This window comes from Pseudomonas sp. LS44 (assembly GCF_024730785.1).
GTDB lineage: Bacteria > Pseudomonadota > Gammaproteobacteria > Pseudomonadales > Pseudomonadaceae > Aquipseudomonas.
In genome coordinates, this window is the sequence record NZ_CP102830.1 from 3,270,042 (window position 1) to 3,291,674 (window position 21,633).

Below are 21,633 nucleotides of genomic sequence, written 5' to 3' on the forward strand. Positions count from 1 at the left end.
ACAGCCGCCGCCCACTGTGGGAAACTTCCCGGTCTCGCCTTCTCGATCAAGTGGCCATGTCGCATTCACCGAAACGCCCTACCCCGCCGACCAACAAAGCCGACGGCAGCAAAGCGGCCCTGCTGCACCCGCGTAATCGCCATCAAGGCCGATACGATTTCCCGCAGCTGATCGAATCCAACCCCGAACTGGCGCAGTTCATGATCACCAACCCGTATGGCAAGCCGAGCATCGACTTCGCCGATCCGGCGGCGGTCAAAGTCTTCAACCGCGCGCTACTCAAGCAGTTCTACGGCATCCGCGACTGGGACATTCCCGCCGGTTACCTGTGCCCGCCGATCCCCGGACGCGCCGACTACCTGCATTACCTGGCCGACCTGCTCGGCGCCAGCCATGACGGCGTGATCCCGCGCGGCGCGGCGATTCGCGGCCTGGACATCGGCATCGGTGCCAACTGTATTTATCCGTTGATCGGCCATCACGATTACGGCTGGAGCTTTGTAGGTGCGGATATCGATGCGGCCTCACTGACTTCGGCGAATGCCATCCTGCAGGCCAATCCACGCGTTGCCGCAGCGGTGGAACTGCGCCTGCAGCCCGATGCGCAGAACATCTTCCAGGGCCTGATCGGCGCCGAAGAACGCTTCGACTTCACCCTCAGCAACCCGCCCTTCCACACCTCACTGGAAGAGGCGCGCAGCGGCAGCAAGCGCAAATGGAAGAACCTCGGCAAGCTCGACCCGAGCCGCACGTTGCCGGAATTGAACTTCGGCGGGCAAAACGCCGAGCTGTATTGCCAAGGCGGCGAAGCGGCCTTCATCGGGCGCATGGCCACCCAAAGCGCCGAGTTTGCCCAGCAAGTGTTCTGGTTCAGCACCCTGGTGTCCAAAGCCGGTAACGTTCCCGCGCTGCAAGAAGCGTTGAACGCTTTAGGCGCCACCGACATCCGCGTGGTGCACATGGCGCAGGGCCAGAAACAAAGCCGCTTCGTGGCCTGGACGTTCCTCGACAAGAATCAGCGCCGCGCCTGGCGCAAACAGCGTTGGCATACCCCGGCTTAACCGGCTCACCATTTCCCGGATTACATCCGGGCTACGACCAGGGTGGCTATCCGCCAAAAGCCACCCTACGTCACCGCAAAGCCCGCCTCCAGCCGGCTATAGCCCATGCCGACGCCCTTATGCACTTTGAGTTGTACCGGGATGCGTTCCTTCAACGCTTCGACGTGGCTGATCACACCGATCATCTTGCCGCTGGCGTTCAGGGCGTCGAGGGCATCCAGGGCGACTTCGAGGGTTTCGCCGTCCAGGGTGCCGAAACCTTCGTCGAGAAACAGCGAGTCGATGCTGGTCTTGTGGCTAACCAGGTCGGACAACGCCAAGGCCAGCGCCAGGCTGACCAAGAAGCTCTCGCCACCGGACAAGGTGCGGCAATCGCGGGCCACATCGGCCTGCCAGGTATCGATGACTTCCAGCTCCAGCTCGCCGCTGCTTCGCCGCGCTAACTGGTAACGCCCGTGCAGGCGCTGCAACTGCTGATTGGCCAGATAGATCAGGTGATCGAGGGTCAGGCCCTGGGCGAACTTGCGGTATTTGGCACCATCGGCTGAGCCGATCAGGCCGTTGAGGTGTTGCCACAGATCGTACTCGCCGGTCTGCCGCTCGATCTCGGCGAACAACGCTTGCTGGCTCTGCCGGCGCTGCTCGTCGCCCTGTAGCTGGCTACGAATCTCGCCCTGGCGTTCGCTCAAGGCCTTCAGCTCGGCTTGCAGTTGCGTCATGCGCTCGTCCAAATGCGCGGCGGACTGTTCGGTCTGCGGCGCGGCGCGCAACGCGGCCAGCGCCTGTTCGGCAGCCGTCTTGAGTGCCTGGGCTTCGGTGAGGGTGGTGTGCAAGCGCTCTTTCAGCGCCTGCAAGCCGGCACGTTGCGCCTCGTCCAGGCACGCGGCGAGGAAGGTGCTCTGGTCGGCGAACGGACTGCTCGCCAGGGCAGCTAGCCAGCTCGCCGTGGCTTCCTGCTGCAGCGCCTGATCGCGGATCAAGCGCGCGGCCAGCGTGCTTTGCGTACCCTGCAGTTCGGCGCTACGGCGCTCGGCCACCGCGAGTCGCTCGGTGGCGCTGTGCAGTTCCACGTGAGGATCGCTAAGCCGCTGCGACTCGCCCGACGCGTCCTGGCCGCTCGCCTGCCAGCGTTGCTGCCAGCGCTGCGCCTGCTCGACGGCGGCCGTGGTGGCATGTTGCAGAGCAGTCTGCTGGTCGAGCAAGGCCTGGCGCTGTTGCTGGGCCTGTTGCCAGGCCGCCAGTTCGGCCTGACGCTCGCGTAACCAGGCGGCGCCGTCGGTGGGCAGTGCATAGCCGAACGCACCCAAGTCAGCAGCCAGTTCCGCGTCGCCCCGCGACTGCTGGGCGTGCAGCTGTTGCAGAGTGATGGCGCGTTCGTTCAGCTCGGTCTGCGCAGCGAGTCGGGCGCTGTCGGCGCTGGTCTGCGCCTGGCTCGCCTCTACATGCGCCTGTTCCGCCTGCTGCAGTGCCTGACGGTCGCGTTCGAGTTCAGTTTTCAGGCCATCGAGTTGCTCTAAAGTGCGCTGCACCTCGGCCAGCCCAGTGGTTTGACGCACCTGTTCGGCAGCTATCGACGCTGGCCCCTCGACGCTCAAGCCGAGTAGTTGGCATTGGCGCTGCCAGTCAGCATCCAGTGCCGTCAGCTGGTGCTGGCCAGCGTCGAGTTGCTCGCCCAACTGCTTGATCTGCGCGTCCAGCCCGGCGACTTCAGCGCCCAGGCGCTGGCCTTGTTCGGCCAAACCGTCCAATTCGGCTTTCTTGGCTGCCAGCGCCTGGCGGGTTTCGGAGACATCCAGCGCGTGATAAGCGGCGATCGCCGGATGCTCGTGGGAGCCGCACAATGGGCATGCCTCGCCCTCCTGCAGTTGCGCGCGGTACACCTCCAACGCCTGGATCCGCTGCTCCTGTTCGAGCAGCTTTTCCTTGTCGCGGACCTGCTGACCGACCGCGCGATACTGCTCACGCAGCGCAGTCAACTCGGCATTCTTCTCGCCCTGCAGGTGTTGCTGTTCGGCCAGGCTGGCGCGCCATTGCCCACCCTGCGTATCGAGTTGCCGACGCCGCTCGGCGAGTTGCTGCAACTGCTCCAGTGCCGCGCCGCGGTTAAGCAGGCGCTGCCAATCGGCGCGCCACTCGGCCTCGCTGCGACCACCCAAAGCCTGTTGCCAGCCGTTTTGGATGGCCGCCAGCGCGCTTTGGACCTTTTCCAGCGCGCGCTGCGCGACCTGCCCGGCCTGTTGGCGCTGCGCCAGTTCGCTGTCCAACTGATGCAGACGTTGCGCATCCTGCTGCTGGCGCGCCTCGCCCTTGGCGATCTCGACGCGCCCGGCCTCGCGGGCATCCAGGCGGTTACGCCAACCGCTCAGGTGTTCGCCGAGCAGCGCATGCTGGGCCTGGCCGGCGAGACGCTGCTCAAGCTCCTGCCGACGACTGAGCAGCTCATCCAGCGCGGCTTGCTGTTGCGCTGCCCATTGCGTGCTGCACGCGTGCGCCTGCCACAGGTGGCGAGTGCATTCGGCAGTTGCCTCGGCCTGCTCGCCGCGATTGCTGTCCACTTCCCGCTGCGTTTCCGCCAGCGCCCGCTCAGCCTCCTGGCGTGCGCGATAGGTCGGTAGCAAACGCGCCGCCGGCTCGCTTGCGGCGAGACGCTGCAGGTCATCGGCCGCCGCAGCCTGCTCCTGCTGTGCCGCGCTGTGTCGGGCGAGCGCCTGTTGCAGCTGTTCGTCGGCCTTGGCCAGATCACTCAGCCATTGACGTTCGGCCTGCACGCCAAGCAGTTGCGTCTGAGTCTGCACTTCACTGGCGAGCAGTTGCGCGGCTTCCTCGGCCAGCGCCGTGCGTTGTGTATCCGCGAGCAGCTCGACGCCTTCGGCTCGACTCTTCAGCTTGGCCAGCTCGTTCTCCACCAGCTTGGTGCGCTCGTAAACTCGCTTGGAAATTTGCCCGTAGATTTCGCTGCCGGTCAGTTGCTCGAGCAGTTCAGCACGAGCCTTGGCATCCGCTTCGAGAAAGGCGGCGAAACCACCCTGGGCGAGCAGCATGGATTTGGTGAAGCGCTCAAAATCCAGGCCAGTCAGCGCTTCGGTGTGCTTGAGCTTGTCGTTGATCTTGTCGGTGAGAATCTCGCCATCCGCACGGGCCAGTTCGACCTTCGGCGCCTGTAGCGCGCCATCCGCTTTGTCGCGCGCACGGCGTTGGCTCCAGAAGGCGCGGTAGGCGACGCCCTTGACCTCGAATTCGACCTCGGCCAGGCAATCGGCGGTGTGCCGGGTCATCAGCTCGTTGCCGCTCTGCGACAGGCTGCTCATGCGCGGCGTGCGGTGGTAAAGGGCCAGGCAAATGGCATCCAACAGAGTGGTCTTGCCGGCGCCGGTCGGCCCGGTGATGGCAAACAGGCCGTTGCCGGCGAAGGGTTCGGCGCTGAAATCGATCTTCCATTCGCCCTTCAGCGAATTGAGGTTTTTCAGGCGCAGGCTGAGGATCTTCATGCCTCGCCCTCCAGCTCGCCGAGCACTTGGCGGTACAAGCCGCGCAGGCGTTGTTGCTGCTGCGCTTCGAGGGTTTCCTGGGCCAGGCGCTGATCGAAGACTTCCTCGGCGCTCAACTCGTCGAGGGTTTCCTGGGCTTGGCGTTGCAGGCCGGCCTGCGCGGTGCCGCGCTCGCGGCGGATGCGCAGCACTTCGACCGGTAGTCCTTCGCAGAATGCCGCGATGCGTGGCTGCAGATCGCTCAGGTAGTCGTCGCCGCCGACCTGCACTTCCAGCCAGACCGGCTGCGCGGCGCTGCCCAGCGCGGCCGCTTCGGCAATCTGCTGGCGCAACTCATCCAACGAGCCGCGTAACGCGATCAGGGGCTGAAAGCGCGGCACCGGCAGCGCCGTGACCGCAGCCAAACCGGCCGCAGTGAGCTCGACCAGCAGCACTTCCTTCTGCTGGCGCGCCTCGTCGAAGCTCAGCGGAATCGGCGAGCCGCAGTAGCGGATATGCTCCAGGCCGCCGACCTTCTGCGGCTTGTGAATATGCCCGAGGGCGATATACGCGGCCGGCGGAAAGGCGTTGGTGGGAAAGGCTTCCAGCGCGCCGACATAGATCTCCCGCACCGATTCACTGGCGCTGGCGCCCACCGTGGTCAGGTGGCCGGTGGCGATGATCGGCAGCCCGCCACCGTGGGCTTCTCGGCGCGCTTCGGCCAGTTCGTAAAGGCTTCGGTAGTGCTCCTGAATAGCCTGTTGCAAGGACGTCTGCTTGGCCTGCGCGCTCTGCCCGGCCTGGCTTTGCAGCACATCGCGCGGGCGAATGAAGGGAATCGCACAGAGCACGGCGCCGGGGCTACCGTCGCGCCGGTTGAGCACCAGCAACTGCTCGTGCAGATCGATGCCCACCCCAGGAATCACCCGCGTGCCGAGTTGCGCCAGCAGCGTCTTGCTCTCGCCAAGCATGGCCACCGAGTCGTGGTTGCCGCCGAGAATCACCAGCTCGGCGCCGGTCTGCCGCAGTTCGACAACGAACTGGTTGTACAGCTCGCGGGCATAACTGGGCGGCGCGCCGGTGTCGAAGATATCGCCAGCCACCAGTACGGTGTCTACCGCCTGCACGCGAACTTGCTCGAGCAGCCAGGCGAGAAAGGCGCGGTGCTCGGCCTCGCGGGTCTTGCCCATGAAATGCTGGCCGAGATGCCAGTCGGAGGTATGCAGAATGCGCATGCTCAGCTCGCCCCGATCGGGCTGACGGAGGAGCGCAGCAGGGCGAGAATCTGGCGATCGAACTTGTCCACGAAGCTCCCGGGCGATAGGTAATTAGCAGGCCGTTGAAAAATGTAGGCGAGGCAGCCGAGGCAGGTGATTTCCGCCTACCATGACGGCTTTCTAAGCAGGAAAACGAGCATACAACATGAGCCGCCTCAATCAGGAACTCGGCCTGCTGCAAGGCATCGGTTTGCTCAGCACCTCACTGCTCGGCACCGGCATTTTCGTCGTGCCGGCGCTGGCCGCCACCGCTGCCGGCCCGGCATCGCTGTGGGCCTGGCTGATCTTGATCGGCCTGGTGCTGCCGGTGGCCTTCACCTTCGCCCAGCTCGGCCGGCATTTTCCACATGCCGGCGGCGCGCCGCATCTGATCGGCCGGGCGTTCGGTGCGCGCATGGAACGCTTGATGGCCTTCCTATTTCTCGCCGTGCTGCCGGTTGGCCTGCCCGCCGCGCTGAATATCGCCACCGGTTTCTGGCAGGCGCTGTTCGAGTTGAGTCGCGGCCAGGTGTTGGCGATTCAACTGGCCACGCTCGGCGCCATTCTGCTGCTCGGCCAGCGTCCGGCGCGGGCTTCCGGCCTGGTCCAGGGGCTGATCGCCATGGCGATCGTGGCCAGCATCGCGCTGGTCTGGTGGGCCGGCGATCTGCCGCTGGCCAGCCAGCCGCTGTTGCCGCCACTCGGCGACTCCTGGCGATTGCTGCCGGCCGCGCTGGGGGTGATGTTCTGGTGCTTCGTCGGCATCGAGGCATTCACGCACCTGGGCGAAGAGTTCAAGCACCCGCGCCGCGACTTTCCGCTGGCCTTGCTGCTCGGCGTGCTGCTGGCCGGCTTGGTGTACTGGGCCTGTTCTGTGGCGGTGTTGAGTTTTGCTACCTACGGCGATGTGCGCAGCGATGCCACTGCCCTGCCCCGCTTGTTCGACTTACTGCTCGGCGATCGGGCACGCTGGCTGGTGGCGACGGTTGGCTACCTGGCCTGCTTCGCCTCGATTAACGTGTATATCCAGGGTTTCGCCCGGCTGATCTGGAGTCTCGCCGAGGAAGGCAAGTTGCCGGCGCCGCTGGAGCGCCGCAACCGCCATGGCGTGCCGGCGCGGGCGTTGCTGCTGGTGGTCCTGTGTTGCGCGGTGTGCGCGGTGATCGCCGGGCTGCTCGACCTGTCGGTGGATCACCTGATCCGCTACGCCAACGGCAATTTCGTGGTCATCTACCTGCTCAGCATGGCAGCCGGCTGGGTGCTGCTGCGCGGCGTGTGGCGCTGGTTGGCGGGGCTCAGCACACTGCTCTGCGCCCTGGTCCTGCTGGCCCTCGGCAGCGACGCCGGTTATGCGCTGGGCCTGCTCGCCGTGCTCGCGCTGCTCGACCGCTGGCACTCGGCGCGCTCACGGCGGCGACTCGACGGCAGGGCCGCGCGCCGCTCGGCAGGCGCCGATTCTTGAATGCCCGCGACTTATTGATCCGACCCTTGGATGTCTTGATTTTCGTAGGGTGGGTTAGGCCGCAGGTCGTAACCCACCGGCCGGCAACAGGGATGCCTGCCGACATCCATGGCGGGTTACGCCGCTACGCGGCTAACCCGCCCTACGACTGCGGAGTGCCGGCTGAAAGTTCAAACTTCAGCGGCCCCTAATCTTCCTCTAGCTCGGCGAAGCGCTGGGCGAGGAAATCCAGCAGTGCCCTGACCGAGGGCAGCAGCCCGCGGCGCGAGGCGAACACCGCATGGATGATCTCGCGGCGCGGCGCCCACTCGGGGATCACCTGGACCAGTTCACCCCGCGCGATTTGCTCGGCGACCATCATCGTCGGCATTTGCACCACGCCCACCCCGGCCACCGCCGCCGCGCGTAACGCCAGCATGCCGCGCGTCACCAGCCGCGGATGGTGACGGATCGCCGCCTGCGCACCGTTCGGACCGAACAGATTCCACACATGCTCGTTCTGTGGGGTGCCGAGATCCAGGCTGGGTAAACCGGCCAGATCGGCCGGGCTTTGCGGCACGCCGGTCTGTTCCAGTAACTGAGCACTGGCGACCAGACACTGGCCGCGATCGGCCAACACGCGCAGCACCAGATCGCTGTCCTGCAGGGGTGGCGGACGCACGCGGATGGCGATGTCGACGCCCTCGCCGATCACATCGACGCGCCGGTTGGTGGCATCCAGATGAATCTCCACCAGCGGGTTAGCGACCATGAAGGTCGCCAGCATGTCGCCGATCTGCGCATCGAGCAGCGCCACCGGGCAGCTCATGCGCACGATGCCGCGCGGCTGCGCATGGGTCAGGGCGATGGCGTCGTCGGCTGCCTCGGCTTCCACCAGCATCGCCTTGCAATGCGCGTAGTAGGTCTGGCCGATTTCGGTGACCGCAAAACGCCGCGTCGAACGCTGAATCAAGCGAGTGCCAAGGCGTTCCTCAAGTAAGGCGATGCGTCGACTAAGCTTGGATTTCGGCACTCCAAGCGCGCGCCCGGCTGGCGCGAAGCCGCCGTGGTTCACCACTTCGACGAAGTAATAAAGGTCGTTCAAATCGCGCATTGGCACGTCCTTATCGTTCTTCTAATAGAACTCTGATGGCAATTATTGCCGACTACCGAGCAAATCGTTCCACAAATATTCTTTCTCCATCGCTCGGGGCCTGTTGCCCCACGTATCAGGAGATGACCATGAAGAAGATCCTCGGTGTCTACAGCGCGCCCCGTCCGCACTGGGTCGGCGACGGTTTTCCGGTGCGCTCGATGTTCAGCTACTCCAGCCACGGCGCGCATCTGAGCCCATTTCTGCTGCTCGACTATGCCGGCCCCGCGGAGTTCACCCCGACCCAGCAGAAGCGCGGCGTCGGTCAGCATCCGCATCGCGGCTTCGAGACCGTGACCATCGTCTACCAGGGCGAAGTCGATCACCGCGACTCCACTGGCGCCGGTGGCCATATCGGCCCGGGCGATGTGCAGTGGATGACAGCGGCCGGCGGCATCCTGCACGAGGAATTCCATTCCGAGGCGTTCAGCAAACAGGGCGGCACCCTGGAAATGGTCCAGCTGTGGGTCAACCTGCCGGCCAAGGACAAGATGGCCAAGCCCGGCTACCAGACGCTGCTGGATCGAGAAATTCCCTCCGTGCCCTTGGCGGATGGCACCGGACGCGTGCGGGTGATTGCCGGTGAGTTCGATGGCCAGCGCGGCCCGGCGCAGACCTTCACGCCCATGGACGTCTGGGATGTGCGCCTGAACCAGGGCGGCCTGGGCCGTTTCAGCATTCCGACTGGGCGCGCGCTGGCACTGGTGGTGCTGCGTGGCACCGTGCTGGTTAACGGCCAGGAAGTGGTGCGCGAGGCGCAGTTGGTGCAGTTCGACCGGTCTGGCAACGACGTCGAGATCGAAGCCAACACCGACGCAACCCTGCTGCTGCTCAGCGGCGAGCCGATCGACGAACCCATCGTCGGTTACGGCCCGTTCGTGATGAACAGCCAGGCCGAGATCAACCAGGCCATCGACGACTTCAACAGTGGCCAGTTCGGCCAGATGGCGCATTAAGCGGACCTGGCTGGGCCTGGTTCGGAACAACTGCCACGCAGGGACGCGTGGACTCAACGGCCGCGGACGGGCCTTTCAACGAGGATGAGAAAATGGGTAATTTTGCGCAAGTCGCTAACTTCAATGGCCAGCGTCCGGTAATCGATCCGGACGATACCGCCATGCTGCTGATCGACCATCAGAGCGGTCTGTTCCAAACCGTGAAAGACATGCCGATGACCGAGCTGCGTAACAACGCCATCACCCTGGCGAAGATCGCCACGCTGGCGAAGATTCCGGTAATCACCACCGCTTCGGTACCGCAAGGCCCCAACGGCCCGCTGATTCCGGAGATCCACGAAGCTGCCCCGCATGCCAAGTACGTGGCGCGCAAAGGCGAAATCAATGCTTGGGACAACGCCGAATTCGTCGCCGCCGTGGAAGCCACCTGCAAGAAAACCCTGGTCATCGCCGGCACCATCACCAGCGTGTGCATGGCCTTTCCGAGCATTGCCGCGGTGAATGCCGGCTACAAGGTGTTCGCGGTGATCGACGCTTCGGGCACCTACTCGAAGATGGCCCAGGAAATCACCCTGGCCCGCGTGGTCCAGGCCGGCGTAGTGCCGATGGACACCGCCGCGGTCTGTTCGGAAATCCAGAAAACCTGGAACCGCCCGGACGCCGCGCAATGGGCCGAGGCCTACAGCCTGATCTTCCCGCACTACCGCCTGCTGATCGAGAGCTACAGCAAGGCTCAACAGGTCGTCACCGAACAAGAGCAGCTGGACTCCCAGCGCTAATTTCCCCTCTGCTCCGCGTTAACCAATGCGGAGCATTCAGCCAAGCAAGGAGATCCACCATGGCCACTCCCTACACCCGTCTCGACAAGAACAACGCCGCTGTCCTGCTGGTCGACCACCAAACCGGGTTGCTGTCGCTGGTCCGCGATATCGATCCGGACAAGTTCAAGAACAACGTGCTGGCCGTCGGCGACCTGGCCAAGTATTTCAATCTGCCGACCATCCTCACCACCAGCTTCGAGTCCGGCCCCAACGGCCCGCTAGTCCCCGAGCTGAAGGCGCAGTTCCCGGAAGCGCCATACATTGCCCGCCCCGGCCAGATCAACGCCTGGGACAACGAGGATTTCGTCAAGGCGGTGAAAGCCACCGGCAAGAAGCAATTGATCATCGCCGGTGTGGTCACCGAGGTGTGCGTGGCATTCCCGGCGTTGTCGGCGATCGCCGAAGGTTTCGAAGTGTTCGTGGTCACCGATGCGTCGGGGACCTTCAACGAAATCACCCGTCACTCGGCCTGGGACCGCATGTCCAATGCCGGCGCGCAATTGATGACCTGGTTCGGCCTGGCCTGCGAGCTGCATCGCGACTGGCGCAACGACATCGAAGGGCTGGGCACGCTGTTCTCCAACCACATCCCTGACTATCGCAACCTGATCACCAGCTACAACACGCTGACCCAAGGCAAGTAAGCGCCGCGAGCCACCTCGGTTCGCTCAGCGAAGATGACAAGCCCGCATGCTGCGGGCTTGTCTACATGTGGCGAGCGGCAAGCGGTTGCAGACGACTCGGCAGGAGCAGGTCGGGTAAACTTGCGGCCTTTCCGCTTTACCCGACGAGACGCCCATGCCGATCCGCCATTGCATCGTTCACCTGATCGACAAGAAGCCTGACGGCACCCCGTCGGTGCTGCACGCCCGCGAGTCCGAACTTGGCGAGTCGCAGGCCATCGAAAACATGCTCGCCGACCTCAACGACAGCTATAACGCCAAGCAGGGCAAGGCCTGGGGGATGTTTCACGGCGAATCCGGCGCCTATCCGTTCAGCGGTTGGCTGAAGCATTACCTGGATGGCGGCCAGGATTTCGCCGCGTTCAGCCGTCAGGCGGTCGAACATCTGCAAAAGCTGATGGACGAGTCCAACCTGTCGGTCGGCGGCCATGTGCTGCTGGCGCACTACCAGCAAGGCATGACCGACTATCTGGCGATCGCCCTGCTGCACCACAGCGAAGGCGTGGCGGTGAACGAGGCGCTCGACGTGACGCCGGCCAAGCACCTGGACCTTGGCCAACTGCATCTGGCCGCGCGCATCAATATTTCCGAGTGGCAGAACAACCTGCAGTCCAAGCAGTACATCTCGTTTATCAAGGGCAAGAACGGCAAGAAGGTCTCGGAATACTTCCGCGACTTCATCGGCTGCCAGGAAGGCGTCGACGCGCCGAGCGAGACGCGCACGCTGCTCAAGGCCTTCAGCGACTTCGTCGAAAGCGAGGATCTACCCGAAGAGCAAGCCCGCGAAAAGACCACCGCACTGGTCGACTACGCCAGCGCCCAGGCGCGCATGGGTGAGGTGATGTCGCTGGAGGAAATCTCCGGGGTCATCGACGAAGCGCGCCCACGGGCGTTCTACGAGCACATCCGCAACAAGGATTACGGTCTGTCGCCGGAAATTCCGCCGGATAAGCGCACTCTCAATCAGTTCCGCCGCTTCACCGGGCGCGCCGAGGGGCTGTCGATCAGCTTCGAGGCGCATCTGCTCGGCTCGAAGATCGAGTACGACGAGGCGCGCGACATGCTGATCATCCGCCAGCTGCCCACCCAGCTGAAAGATCAGCTCAAACGCCGCAAAGACTGATCGGTCGTCGGATCGGACGGCCGGTCCGGCCGCCGGCTGATTTCGACCAAGCCCGCGGCTGGCGCGGTCTAGACTGCTAGGGTTGGTAAAGGAACAGCTGATCGGCAACCTGCAGGGGAGCCTGTTCATGGCCGGCCTCGCACCTACCGCGTCAACTGCCCGACCGCAACACGGCGGGCGCACCCGCTATCCCTGGCTGGCTCTGCTCCTGCTGGCGGGCACGCTGATGGCCGAGCCGGCACGGCAACAGCCGCCTCTGCTCTCGCCGCTGGTCAGCCGCTTCATCGTTGCCAATACCGAATTCACCATGCTCCACGAGATGGGCCACATGCTCATTGCCGAGCTGGATCTGCCGCTGTTCGGCCGCGAGGAAGATGCCGCCGACCAGCTCGGCATGATGATCTTCTATCGTGTGAACCAAGGCGTGGCGAAGGCGGAGCTTGATGCCGATTTGCTGGCGATCGTCGATTACTGGCGTCTGGAATGGCAGCGCCCGCGCCCGCGCAACGAACAGGTCCCGGCCTGGGATACCCACGGGCTGGACGAACAGCGTTTCTACAACATTGCCTGCCTGATTTACGGCAGCGATCCGGAGCAGATGGAATGGGTGCTACGGGCCACCGGCCTGCCGGTGGAGCGAGCCCTGTACTGCGACCTGGAACATCAGCAGGCGCGCAAGGCCCTCGACTGGATTCGCAACCATTACCGGCGAGTCGCCATCCAGGGGCGACCGCGCATCCGGATGATCTATGACCCACCGCCGAGCAACGTGCCGGATGCCGAGCTGTTGCTCGAGCAATTACGCCAAGGCGGCCTGGAGGACATGCTCCGCCAGGTCAGTCGGTTGTTCACCCCGCCGCGCACGTTAACCGTGCGCATCGCCGCCTGCGGCTCACCAGACGCCTGGTACAACCGCGATGAGGCCGAACTGACCCTGTGCCACGAGCGCTTGCAGCATTTCCGCGAGCTGGCGGAAACCCTGCCACCACAGCGTCGGCCGGGACCCGAGCTGGAATGCACGGACGCGGCCAAAGCGATGTGGGATGTCCTTACTGAGCCTGGATGCTGAATCCCAGGCGCGGGAAGTGCACGTGAACCAGTCCGGCGCGCTCATCTTCGCGGCGCAAGATCAGCTCTTCGCGCCCGGCGAACAGCAGCTCGCCGACGACCGGATCGACGCCATAGTCGGTCGCGGCAATCGCCACTGCCTGGCCGGCGTGGAAGCCGTTGGGGTCGACGAACACTTCATCCGGTAGTGCCGCCGGCGTAGCCGCGCGAGCGATTTCGATCGCTTCAGCGGCCGACAGCGCGCTCGCCGAACCGTGGCCAAAGCTGAGCACGCGATCGAGCCATTGCGCAACTAGCGGATAGTCATCCACCAACGGTGCAGTCACCGGCGTGGCCTTGAGGAACCACAGGCAGTGGGCGAGAGAAATGTCCGCCAGGGACGGCTCACCAAACAGGAAATCGCCGGGTGCCTCGTCCAGTTGCTGTACCAGTCGGCCCATCAGAGTCGGCCAGTTATGCAGCGCGACTGCGGCCGGCACACTCTTGGCGCTACCGCCACTGAACAGCGCAGCGCGGTCAGCGATGAACGCCTTGACCGTCTCCGGCGGCAGATTGCCAAAGCGCACGGCAATGGACTGCGGCTGAAACACCAGGCTCACCGCATGCTGGAAGACCACCGAGTCGACCCACTGGGCGAAGCTGGCAATGGTGAATGCCTGGCCTTGCGGGAACAGCGCCGGGACGGACTGCTGGGCTTCCAGACGCCGGGCGATCAACGCGGTATCGCAGTAGATGTCTGCGCCAATTTGCAGAACCGGGGTTTTCCGATAGCCGCCGGTCAAGGCCGTCAGGTCGGGCTTGGGCATCACCGGAGATATCTGCACCGAACGCCACGAGAGCTGCTTGAAGCCGAGCAGCAGGCGGGCCTTTTCGGCGAATGGCGAGGTCGGATAGTGGTGCAGGATCAGCTCATGCATGGCGCGCTCACGGACAGGGAGTGAACCCGGAGCTTAGCCCGATCACTCAGCGCTGCGCAGCGCTTTGCCCTGATTCCACAGCATCAGCGTGATGAATGCTTGCACCATTGAGCACCAGGTCTTCCTTGGCGGCTTTCGCCATGCCCTTGATGGCCCGCTCGCGGCGTAGCGCCTCGCCCTTGGCGCCGCAGGCCTCGACGTACACCAGCGCCTGCGCCGGGCTGGAATGAAAGAAACGCGCGCCCTTGCCGCTCTGGTGCTGGGCAAAACGGCGCTGCGGATCGTCGCTGATCCCGCAGTACAGCGCGCCGTTGGCGGCGCGGACCAGATAGACGAACCAGGGTTTGGCGATGCTTTCGCTCATGCCCAGAACTTGTCGCGCACGCGCTCGCAGTAGGCGACCAGCACCGGATACTCGCGCGCCAGTTGGCTGAGCGAATTGCTCAGGCTGCAATGGATCAGGTTGGCCAGCACACCAAAAGTAGAGGCGTCTGCACTGCACGGCTGCAGGCCGCCGAAGTACGGTGCGGCGCCAAGCATGTCGCTGAGCGCCTGCAGGTCCTCGCGGGCAAAGGCCAGCAGTTCCTCGCCGGAGTGACGCGCCAGGCCTTGGGCCAGCAACGCTTTGCGAATCTTGCTGCGCACCAGGTTCGGTACCAGCGCGCGCAGCGGCATCGGCAGGCTGCCGAAGAACGCCGGTTTGAGCTCGGCCCAGCCGGCATCGTCGACCCAGCGGAAATACACCATCAACTGCGCCAGGTGCTCGTCGCACAGCCGCGTGATGGCCAGCGCACGGCCACGTCCGGCGGCGTCCAGGTGGCTGTCGATACCCAGCGCCAGGCGCTCCTGCAGGGTGCGCAGGATGATTGCCGAGTCGGCGACCACTTCGTCATCGAGCTTGATGAACGGCAGTTTGCCCTTCGGCCCCTTACCGGGATTGCGCAACGCCTTGACCTGATAGTCCAGGCCGGTGAAGCGCAGGAAGGTTTCCACCTTGAGGCAGAACGGGCTGGGGTTAGGGACATCGAGAGCGGCGGGAAATTGGAACAGGGTGATCATCGGCAAGCATCCTGCAAAAAGTCGTCGGCGAGTTTAGCCGGAGAAGACCGTACCGCGCGTTTCCGTAGGAGCGAATTTATTCGCGACGGGCCTATCGCGAATAAATTCGCTCCTAACAGGCCGTTCCGCACCTACGGGCTGAACCATTCGCGGGTACTGCGCCACAGGCAGATACCGAGAAAGTACGCCGAGGCCAGCAGCCAGACCACCAGCAAGGCGACCGGACGCTGCGGATAAACGAGGATCAGCCAGGCGCAGCACAGCATCCACACGAAGGTGACGGCGATATTCAGCGGCATGAACTGCCGGACGCGAAACGGGTGCAGGAATTTCATCCGGGTCAGCGTCAAAGCCGCCAGCCCGATGATGCCGAGCAACGTGGTCCAGGGCGAAAAATCCAGCAGGTAGAGATACACCGCCACCACGTTCCAGGCGGCCGGAAAGCCGACGAAGTAGTTGTCGCGGCTCTTCATATTGACGTTGCAGAAGCAGAACAGCGACGACAGCAAAATCAGCCCCACCGCCGGTAGCGCGCTGTAGTCCGGCAGCGGCACGAAGCGGTAGACGAAGATCGCCGGGATGAACACGTAGGTGAGGTAGTCGATGACCAGATCGAGGGTGCTGCCATCGAACTGCGGCAGCACTTCCTTGACCTCGAACTTGCGCGCCAGCGTGCCATCCAGCCCGTCCACCAACAACGCCGCGCCAAGCCATAACAGGCAGTCGCCTGGGCGATTGTCGAGCAGCGCCAGCAAGGCCAGCAGCGCGAGAATCACCCCGCTGGCGGTGACCGCATGGACACTCCAGGCCTTGGTTTTGCTGAAGGGCGTGAGGGTGGCGCTCAATTAGGCTCCTGGGCTCAGTCGTTGAGCAATGATCGCTCCGCTGGCGAGTAGGAGCGAATTCATTCGCGAATAGGGTCAGCGCTGATCGCGGATAAATCCGCTCCTACAGGGGCAGCGCCAACCGCGAATACCCCACGCCTACTCCAGCACGTAGGACTCGGAGCGAAGCGAACAGTCCGCCGCGCCCGCTGACGCGTCGAGGGCCATCGGCGGGTTTCACCCGCCCTACGTAGCTCGCGTAGGGCGGGTGAAACCCGCGTCGCCTCAGTGCAGGATCTGCCCGAGGAACAGTTTGGTCCGCTCATTCTGTGGATTGTCGAAGAAGGAAGTGGGTTCGTTTTCTTCGACGATCTCGCCCTTGTCCATGAAAATCACCCGGTCCGCCACGGTGCGGGCAAAACCCATTTCATGGGTCACACAGAGCATGGTCATGCCATCGTGCGCCAGGCCGACCATGGTATCCAACACTTCCTTGACCATTTCCGGATCGAGCGCCGAGGTCGGCTCGTCGAACAGCATGATCTTCGGCTTCATGCACAGCGCGCGGGCAATCGCCACGCGCTGCTGCTGGCCGCCGGAGAGCTGGCCCGGGAACTTCAGCGCCTGCTCAGGAATGCGCACCCGCTCCAGATAATGCATGGCAATTTCCTCGGCCTTGCGCTTGGGTAGCTGGCGCACCCACATCGGCGCCAAGGTGCAGTTCTGCAGCACGGTGAGGTGCGGGAACAGGTTGAAATGCTGGAACACCATGCCGACTTCACGACGGATCGCCTCGATCTGCTTGAGGTCGCTGGTCAACTCGGTGCCATCGACCACGATACGCCCCTGCTGGTGTTCTTCCAGGCGATTGATGCAGCGGATGGTGGTCGACTTGCCTGAACCGGACGGCCCGCACAGCACAATGCGCTCACCCTGGCGGACGTTTAGGTTGATGTCCTTGAGCACGTGGAACTGGCCATACCATTTGTTCACGCCCTGGAGCTGGATGATCGGCTCACCGGTGGCGGGTTGCTTCTGAATCGCTTCGCTCATCACTTCACTCCTAACGCTTGTGGCCGGTGTCCAGCTTGTGCTCCAGATGCATGGAGTAGCGGGACATGCTGAAACAGAACACCCAATAAATCAGCGCGGCGAATACATAACCCTCGGTGGACATGCCCAGCCATTTCGGATCGGTAGCCGCCTGTTTGATGCTGTTGAGCAGGTCGAACAGGCCGATGATGATGACCAGACTGGTGTCCTTGAACAGCGCGATGAAGGTGTTGACGATCCCCGGAATCACCAGCTTCAGCGCCTGCGGGAGGATCACCAGTCCGGTGCTGCGCCAGTAACCAAGGCCGAGCGCACTGGCGGCCTCGTACTGGCCCTTGGGAATCGCCTGCAGACCGCCGCGCACCACTTCGGCGACGTACGCGGCCTCGAACAGAATCACCATGATCAGCGCCCGCAGCAGCTTATCCAGGCCCATGCCTTCGGGAAGGAACAGCGGCAGCATCACCGACGACATGAACAGCACGGTGATCAGCGGCACCCCGCGCCAGAACTCGATGGTGGTGACGCAGATGACCTTGATCGCCGGCATGTCCGAACGCCGCCCGAGGGCCAGCAGGATGCCCAGCGGCAAGGCGCCGGTGATGCCGACATAGGCGATCACCAGGGTCAGCATCAGGCCGCCCCAGCGGCTGGTCGGCACCTCTTCCAGGCCCGGCCCGCCATGCAGCAGCCAGTAGGCCAGCAGCGGGTAGATCACCAGAAAACCGATGCCGTACCAGGCCTTGTGCCGCAGCATCGGCAGGAACAGCGGCGCCGCGCCGATAATCGCCACCCACACAGTGAGATCGACGCGCCAGCGTTGCTCGCTGGGGTAGAAGCCGTACATGAACTGGCCGAAACGTTCCTTGACGAACACCCAGCAGGCGCCCTCGCCCGTACAGTCGGCACGGGTGCTACCGACCCAGTCGGCCTGCAGGAACGCCCAGTTGATGATTGGCGGCACGATCAGCCACAGCAGATACAGCGCCAATGCAGTCAGCAACACATGCAGCGGGCTGGCGAACAGGTTGTCGCGCAGCCAAGCCATGGGGCCGAAGACGGTACGCGGTGCCGGCCGGTCGGGTTTAAATGTATGTGTCGTCATACCAGCTCCTTTGAGCCTACCCACAACCTGCTGTGCGTCGGCGATTCGGCGTTAAAACCAACCTCGGAATGCTCATTTACAGTCGTAAATTCCGCTTCCTCGGTTGTTTTTGCCTTGCCTCGCCTAGCTCGCAAGGTCATGACCAGGCTCATCGCTCGACCAGCGCGATGCGCTTGTTGTACCAGTTCATCAATATGGAAATGCTGATGCTGATGGCCAGGTACACGCTCATGGTGATGGCCATGACCTCGATGGCCTGGCCGGTCTGGTTGAGCACCGTACCGGCGAACAACGAGACCATGTCGGGATAGCCGATACCGGCGGCCAGCGAGGAGTTCTTCGCCAGGTTCAGGTATTGGCTGGTCAGCGGCGGAATGATCACCCGCAAGGCCTGCGGCACGATGACCAGGCGCAAGATCTGCCCCGGCCGCAGTCCCACCGAGCGTGCCGCCTCGGTCTGCCCGTGGCTGACCGCCTGAATGCCGGCGCGCACGGTCTCGCCGATGAACGCCGCGGTGTAGATCGACAGCGCCATCAACAGTGCCACCAGCTCGGGAATCACCACCCAACCGCCGCGGAAGTTGAAGCCGGTCAGTTGCGGGACTTCCCAGTGAAATGGGCTGCCGAACGTGAGGATGCTCAGGGCCGGCAGACCGATCAGCAAGCCCAGCGACGACCACAACACCGGGAACCGCGCACCGGTATCCTCGCGCCGTGCTTTGGCCCAGCGGTAAATGATGACGATCGCCACGATGGCGATGAACAGCGCAATCAGGAACGGCCACAAACCATCGGCGCGGGTCGGCGATGGCATGTACAGCCCGCGGTTGTTGACATAGAACATGTCCGCCAGGCTCAGGCTATTGCGTGGCCCGGGCATCGGCAGCATCACCGCGAAATACCAGAAGAATATCTGCAGCAGCGGTGGAATGTTGCGGAAGGTCTCGATATAGACAGTCGCCAGCTTGCGGATCAGCCAGTTCGGCGAGAGCCGCGCCACGCCGAGGATGAAGCCAATGATGGTCGCCAGGATGATGCCGATCACCGAGACCAGCAGGGTGTTGAGCAGACCGATGACGAACACCCGGCCATAGGTGTCGCGCTCGGTGTAGTCGATCAGATGCTGGGAGATGCCGAAGCCGGCGCTCTGATCGAGAAAGTCGAAGCCGGAGACGATGCCGCGCTTCTCCAGGTTGACTTGGGTGTTGTGAAACAGGAACCAACCAAACGCCACGACGATCGCCACGGCGATGAGCTGGAAGACCCATGCGCGCGCCTTCGGGTCGGTCCAGATCGAACCTCGCGGGCGCGGAACCTCAGCAGTGCTTTGCATAAGAGCCCTCTGCGAATCCGCGCCCTTGAGTGCAGGGCGCGATTCAGCGAATCAGAACGACCAGCGCCGCGAAGCAGCGCTGGCTTGAGGGTCAACGCACCGGCGGCGCGTACTGCAGACCACCCTTGTTCCACAGGGCATTCAGGCCACGTTCGATTTTCAGTTCGCTACCGGCGCCGATATTGCGATCGAACACTTCGCCGTAGTTACCGACTTGCTTGACGATCTGCACCGCCCAATCCTTCGGCAGTTTCAGATCCTTGCCGAAGTCACCTTCGCCGCCCAGCAGACGAGCGATATCCGGGTTTTTGGTGGTTTTCGCGGTGTCGACGACATTCTTCGAATCAAGGCCCAACTCCTCGGCATTGACCAGGGCGAACAGCGTCCAGCGCACGATATCGAACCATTCCTCATCGCCTTGGCGGACTGCCGGGCCAAGCGGCTCTTTGGAGATCACTTCCGGGAGCACCACGTAGTCACCCGGCGCGCCCAGCTTGATGCGCTGGGCGTACAACTGCGACTGGTCGGACGTCAGTACGTCGCAGCGCCCGGCTTCCAGCGACTTGGCGCTTTCGTCGGAGGTGTCATAGGTGATCGGGGTGTACTTCAGGCCATTGGCGCGGAAGTAGTCGGAGAGGTTCAGCTCGGTGGTGGTGCCCGCCTGGATACACACGGTGGCGCCATCGAGTTCCTTGGCGCTGGATACGCCAAGCTTCTTGTTGACCAGAAAACCTTGGCCGTCGTAATAGGTCACACCGGTGAAGTTCAGGCCCATCGCCGCATCACGCGAGCTGGTCCAGGTACTGTTGCGCGAAAGGATGTCGACCTCGCCGGACTGCAGCGCGGTGAAGCGCTCCTTGGCGGTCAGCGGACTGTACTTGACCTTGTTGGCGTCGCCAAAAACAGCGGCTGCGACGGCCCGGCAGATATCCACATCGATACCCAGGTAGTTACCCTTGGCGTCGGCGTAAGAAAAGCCCGGCAAACCGTCACTGATTCCGCACTGCACGAAGCCTTTCTTTTTCACTGAGTCCAGGGTAGCGCCCGCCTGGGCGAAGCTGCTGACGCCTAGTACCGCTGCAGCGGTCAGTACAGCCAGGGTGGATTTCACCATCTTCATCACAACCTCCAGTTGCTATTTTTTTGTGGAGTCTCAGTCCTTCCGCCGTACCCTTGTGGGGCACGTTCGATCCTCTGGACCCAGCAAGATCGACCGGAGTGAAGACCTAAGGTTCAAGCCTAGTTGGCGATACGCCAGCAGGCCAAAAATCACCTCTCGCCCATTGGTCGAATGAGCGGGAGACCGCATTACTCCCTTGATGCGCCGGCGTTGTGGGTAGGCTCTGCTACGACAACTGGGCACACCAACTGGCGGCGAAGCTATTTACATCCGAGCTATAGCAAGCGGCGTACCACAGCGGCTTTTTCCGCCCCTTTGCAGCGGGTCAAGAGTGAAACTTGTACCCTTGCGACATCTTCTTTCGCGATTCACCGCACTCACACGGCGCCGCCGCTCCATGGCGAAGCGCCCGCACCACACTGGAGCTACCCATGAGCGATACATTGATACTTCAGCCCACACTTAACGCCGACGCCAGCGTCATCTGGCTGCATGGTCTGGGCGCTGACCGCTACGATTTCCTGCCCGTGGCCGAAGCCCTGCAGCAACGCCTGCTCAGCACCCGCTTCGTCCTGCCGCAAGCGCCGAACCGCGCCGTGACCATCAACGGCGGCTACACCATGCCCAGCTGGTACGACATCCTCGCCATGAGCCCGGCACGGGCGATCAACAATCAGCAGTTGGAGGCCTCGGCGCAGCAAGTCATCAACCTGATCGAAGCCGAGCGCGACAGTGGCATCGACCCCGCGCGGATCTTCCTCGCCGGCTTCTCTCAGGGTGGCGCAGTGGTGCTGCACACCGCCTTCCTGCGCTGGCAAGGCCCGCTTGGCGGGGTGTTGGCGCTGTCCACCTATGCGCCCACGTTCGCCGCCGACTTGAGCGTCGCGGATAACAAAAAGCAACTTCCGGTTTACTGTTTGCATGGCACATTCGACGACGTGGTGCAGCCTGCGATGGGTCGCACCGCGTATGACTACTTGATCGCCCAGGGCGTCCCGGCGAGCTGGCAGGAATACCCGATGGCGCACGAAGTGCTGTCCGAAGAGGTGCGCGATATTGGCACCTGGCTGACCGCGCGACTGGGCTGAGCCATTAACAGAGCGGGTGTTGGAATATGCCCCCCCTGACAGGTGATACCTGAAACAGGCTGGTCCGGGTGGGTTAACAAGCCGCTTTAACGCCGTATCGACAAC

At 63.4% G+C, this 21,633-nt stretch carries 19 protein-coding genes; 8 read left to right on the forward strand and 11 right to left on the reverse strand.

What is annotated here, in order from left to right; genetic code table 11:
- Positions 1 to 56: 56 nt before the first annotated feature.
- Positions 57 to 1,061, forward strand: a complete 1,005-nt coding sequence (gene rlmF / locus NVV93_RS14650) for a 23S rRNA (adenine(1618)-N(6))-methyltransferase RlmF (RefSeq protein ID WP_258251363.1) — start codon at positions 57 to 59, stop codon at positions 1,059 to 1,061.
- Positions 1,062 to 1,126: 65 nt separating this feature from the next.
- Here rlmF and NVV93_RS14655 read toward each other — a convergent pair whose 3' ends face one another.
- Both NVV93_RS14655 and sbcD read right to left on the reverse strand, forming a co-directional pair.
- On the reverse strand, positions 1,127 to 4,549 hold the full coding sequence (locus tag NVV93_RS14655) for an AAA family ATPase (RefSeq protein WP_258251364.1): 3,423 nt from the start codon (positions 4,547 to 4,549) through the stop codon (positions 1,127 to 1,129).
- The gene (gene sbcD / locus NVV93_RS14660; protein WP_258251365.1) at positions 4,546 to 5,763 is read right to left on the reverse strand and encodes an exonuclease subunit SbcD; all 1,218 of its coding nucleotides are present in this window, start codon (positions 5,761 to 5,763) and stop codon (positions 4,546 to 4,548) included. The genes NVV93_RS14655 and sbcD overlap by 4 nt, the downstream gene beginning before the upstream one ends.
- 187 nt (positions 5,764 to 5,950) lie before the next feature.
- Between sbcD and yjeH the strand changes: the two genes are divergently transcribed.
- Entirely contained in the window at positions 5,951 to 7,246 is a 1,296-nt protein-coding gene (yjeH, locus tag NVV93_RS14665; RefSeq protein ID WP_258251366.1) for an L-methionine/branched-chain amino acid transporter, read from the forward strand.
- A gap of 187 nt (positions 7,247 to 7,433) precedes the next feature.
- Here yjeH and NVV93_RS14670 read toward each other — a convergent pair whose 3' ends face one another.
- The gene (locus NVV93_RS14670) at positions 7,434 to 8,339 is read right to left on the reverse strand and encodes a LysR family transcriptional regulator (protein ID WP_258251367.1); all 906 of its coding nucleotides are present in this window, start codon (positions 8,337 to 8,339) and stop codon (positions 7,434 to 7,436) included.
- A gap of 128 nt (positions 8,340 to 8,467) precedes the next feature.
- On the opposite strand from NVV93_RS14670, the gene NVV93_RS14675 reads away from it, so the two are divergent.
- From NVV93_RS14675 to NVV93_RS14695, 5 genes are all read left to right on the forward strand, one after another.
- On the forward strand, positions 8,468 to 9,334 hold the full coding sequence (locus NVV93_RS14675) for a pirin family protein (RefSeq protein ID WP_258251368.1): 867 nt from the start codon (positions 8,468 to 8,470) through the stop codon (positions 9,332 to 9,334).
- Between the two features lie 92 nt (positions 9,335 to 9,426).
- The gene (locus NVV93_RS14680) at positions 9,427 to 10,113 is read left to right on the forward strand and encodes an isochorismatase family protein (protein WP_258251369.1); all 687 of its coding nucleotides are present in this window, start codon (positions 9,427 to 9,429) and stop codon (positions 10,111 to 10,113) included.
- 59 nt (positions 10,114 to 10,172) lie between these two features.
- Positions 10,173 to 10,799, forward strand: a complete 627-nt coding sequence (gene ycaC / locus NVV93_RS14685) for an isochorismate family cysteine hydrolase YcaC (RefSeq protein WP_258251370.1) — start codon at positions 10,173 to 10,175, stop codon at positions 10,797 to 10,799.
- Between the two features lie 154 nt (positions 10,800 to 10,953).
- On the forward strand, positions 10,954 to 11,961 hold the full coding sequence (yejK, locus tag NVV93_RS14690; RefSeq protein WP_258251371.1) for a nucleoid-associated protein YejK: 1,008 nt from the start codon (positions 10,954 to 10,956) through the stop codon (positions 11,959 to 11,961).
- Positions 11,962 to 12,088: 127 nt separating this feature from the next.
- Positions 12,089 to 13,030 (forward strand): DUF4344 domain-containing metallopeptidase, encoded by a 942-nt coding sequence (locus NVV93_RS14695; RefSeq protein WP_258251372.1) that lies wholly within the window; start codon positions 12,089 to 12,091, stop codon positions 13,028 to 13,030.
- Here NVV93_RS14695 and NVV93_RS14700 read toward each other — a convergent pair.
- The 8 genes from NVV93_RS14700 to NVV93_RS14735 form a co-directional block, all read right to left on the reverse strand.
- Positions 13,011 to 13,946 (reverse strand): glutathione S-transferase family protein, encoded by a 936-nt coding sequence (locus NVV93_RS14700; RefSeq protein ID WP_258251373.1) that lies wholly within the window; start codon positions 13,944 to 13,946, stop codon positions 13,011 to 13,013. The two genes, NVV93_RS14695 and NVV93_RS14700, sit on opposite strands and share 20 nt — an antisense overlap.
- 46 nt (positions 13,947 to 13,992) lie before the next feature.
- Complete coding sequence (locus NVV93_RS14705; RefSeq protein ID WP_258251374.1) at positions 13,993 to 14,310, reverse strand: GIY-YIG nuclease family protein; 318 nt, start codon at positions 14,308 to 14,310, stop codon at positions 13,993 to 13,995.
- Positions 14,307 to 15,005 (reverse strand): glutathione S-transferase family protein, encoded by a 699-nt coding sequence (locus NVV93_RS14710; protein ID WP_258251375.1) that lies wholly within the window; start codon positions 15,003 to 15,005, stop codon positions 14,307 to 14,309. Before NVV93_RS14710 ends, NVV93_RS14705 begins: the two co-directional genes overlap by 4 nt.
- A 131-nt stretch (positions 15,006 to 15,136) precedes the next feature.
- Positions 15,137 to 15,850, reverse strand: a complete 714-nt coding sequence (gene pcsA, locus NVV93_RS14715) for a phosphatidylcholine synthase (RefSeq protein WP_258251376.1) — start codon at positions 15,848 to 15,850, stop codon at positions 15,137 to 15,139.
- A gap of 264 nt (positions 15,851 to 16,114) precedes the next feature.
- Positions 16,115 to 16,882, reverse strand: coding sequence for an amino acid ABC transporter ATP-binding protein (locus tag NVV93_RS14720; protein ID WP_258251377.1), 768 nt, complete (start codon positions 16,880 to 16,882; stop codon positions 16,115 to 16,117).
- A 10-nt stretch (positions 16,883 to 16,892) separates the two neighbouring features.
- On the reverse strand, positions 16,893 to 17,987 hold the full coding sequence (locus tag NVV93_RS14725; protein ID WP_258251378.1) for an amino acid ABC transporter permease: 1,095 nt from the start codon (positions 17,985 to 17,987) through the stop codon (positions 16,893 to 16,895).
- 148 nt (positions 17,988 to 18,135) lie between these two features.
- Positions 18,136 to 19,320 (reverse strand): amino acid ABC transporter permease, encoded by a 1,185-nt coding sequence (locus NVV93_RS14730; protein WP_258251379.1) that lies wholly within the window; start codon positions 19,318 to 19,320, stop codon positions 18,136 to 18,138.
- Between the two features lie 91 nt (positions 19,321 to 19,411).
- Positions 19,412 to 20,440, reverse strand: a complete 1,029-nt coding sequence (locus NVV93_RS14735) for an amino acid ABC transporter substrate-binding protein (RefSeq protein ID WP_258251380.1) — start codon at positions 20,438 to 20,440, stop codon at positions 19,412 to 19,414.
- A gap of 431 nt (positions 20,441 to 20,871) precedes the next feature.
- On the opposite strand from NVV93_RS14735, the gene NVV93_RS14740 reads away from it, so the two are divergent.
- Positions 20,872 to 21,528, forward strand: a complete 657-nt coding sequence (locus NVV93_RS14740; RefSeq protein WP_258251381.1) for an alpha/beta hydrolase — start codon at positions 20,872 to 20,874, stop codon at positions 21,526 to 21,528.
- Positions 21,529 to 21,633 lie beyond the last annotated feature (105 nt).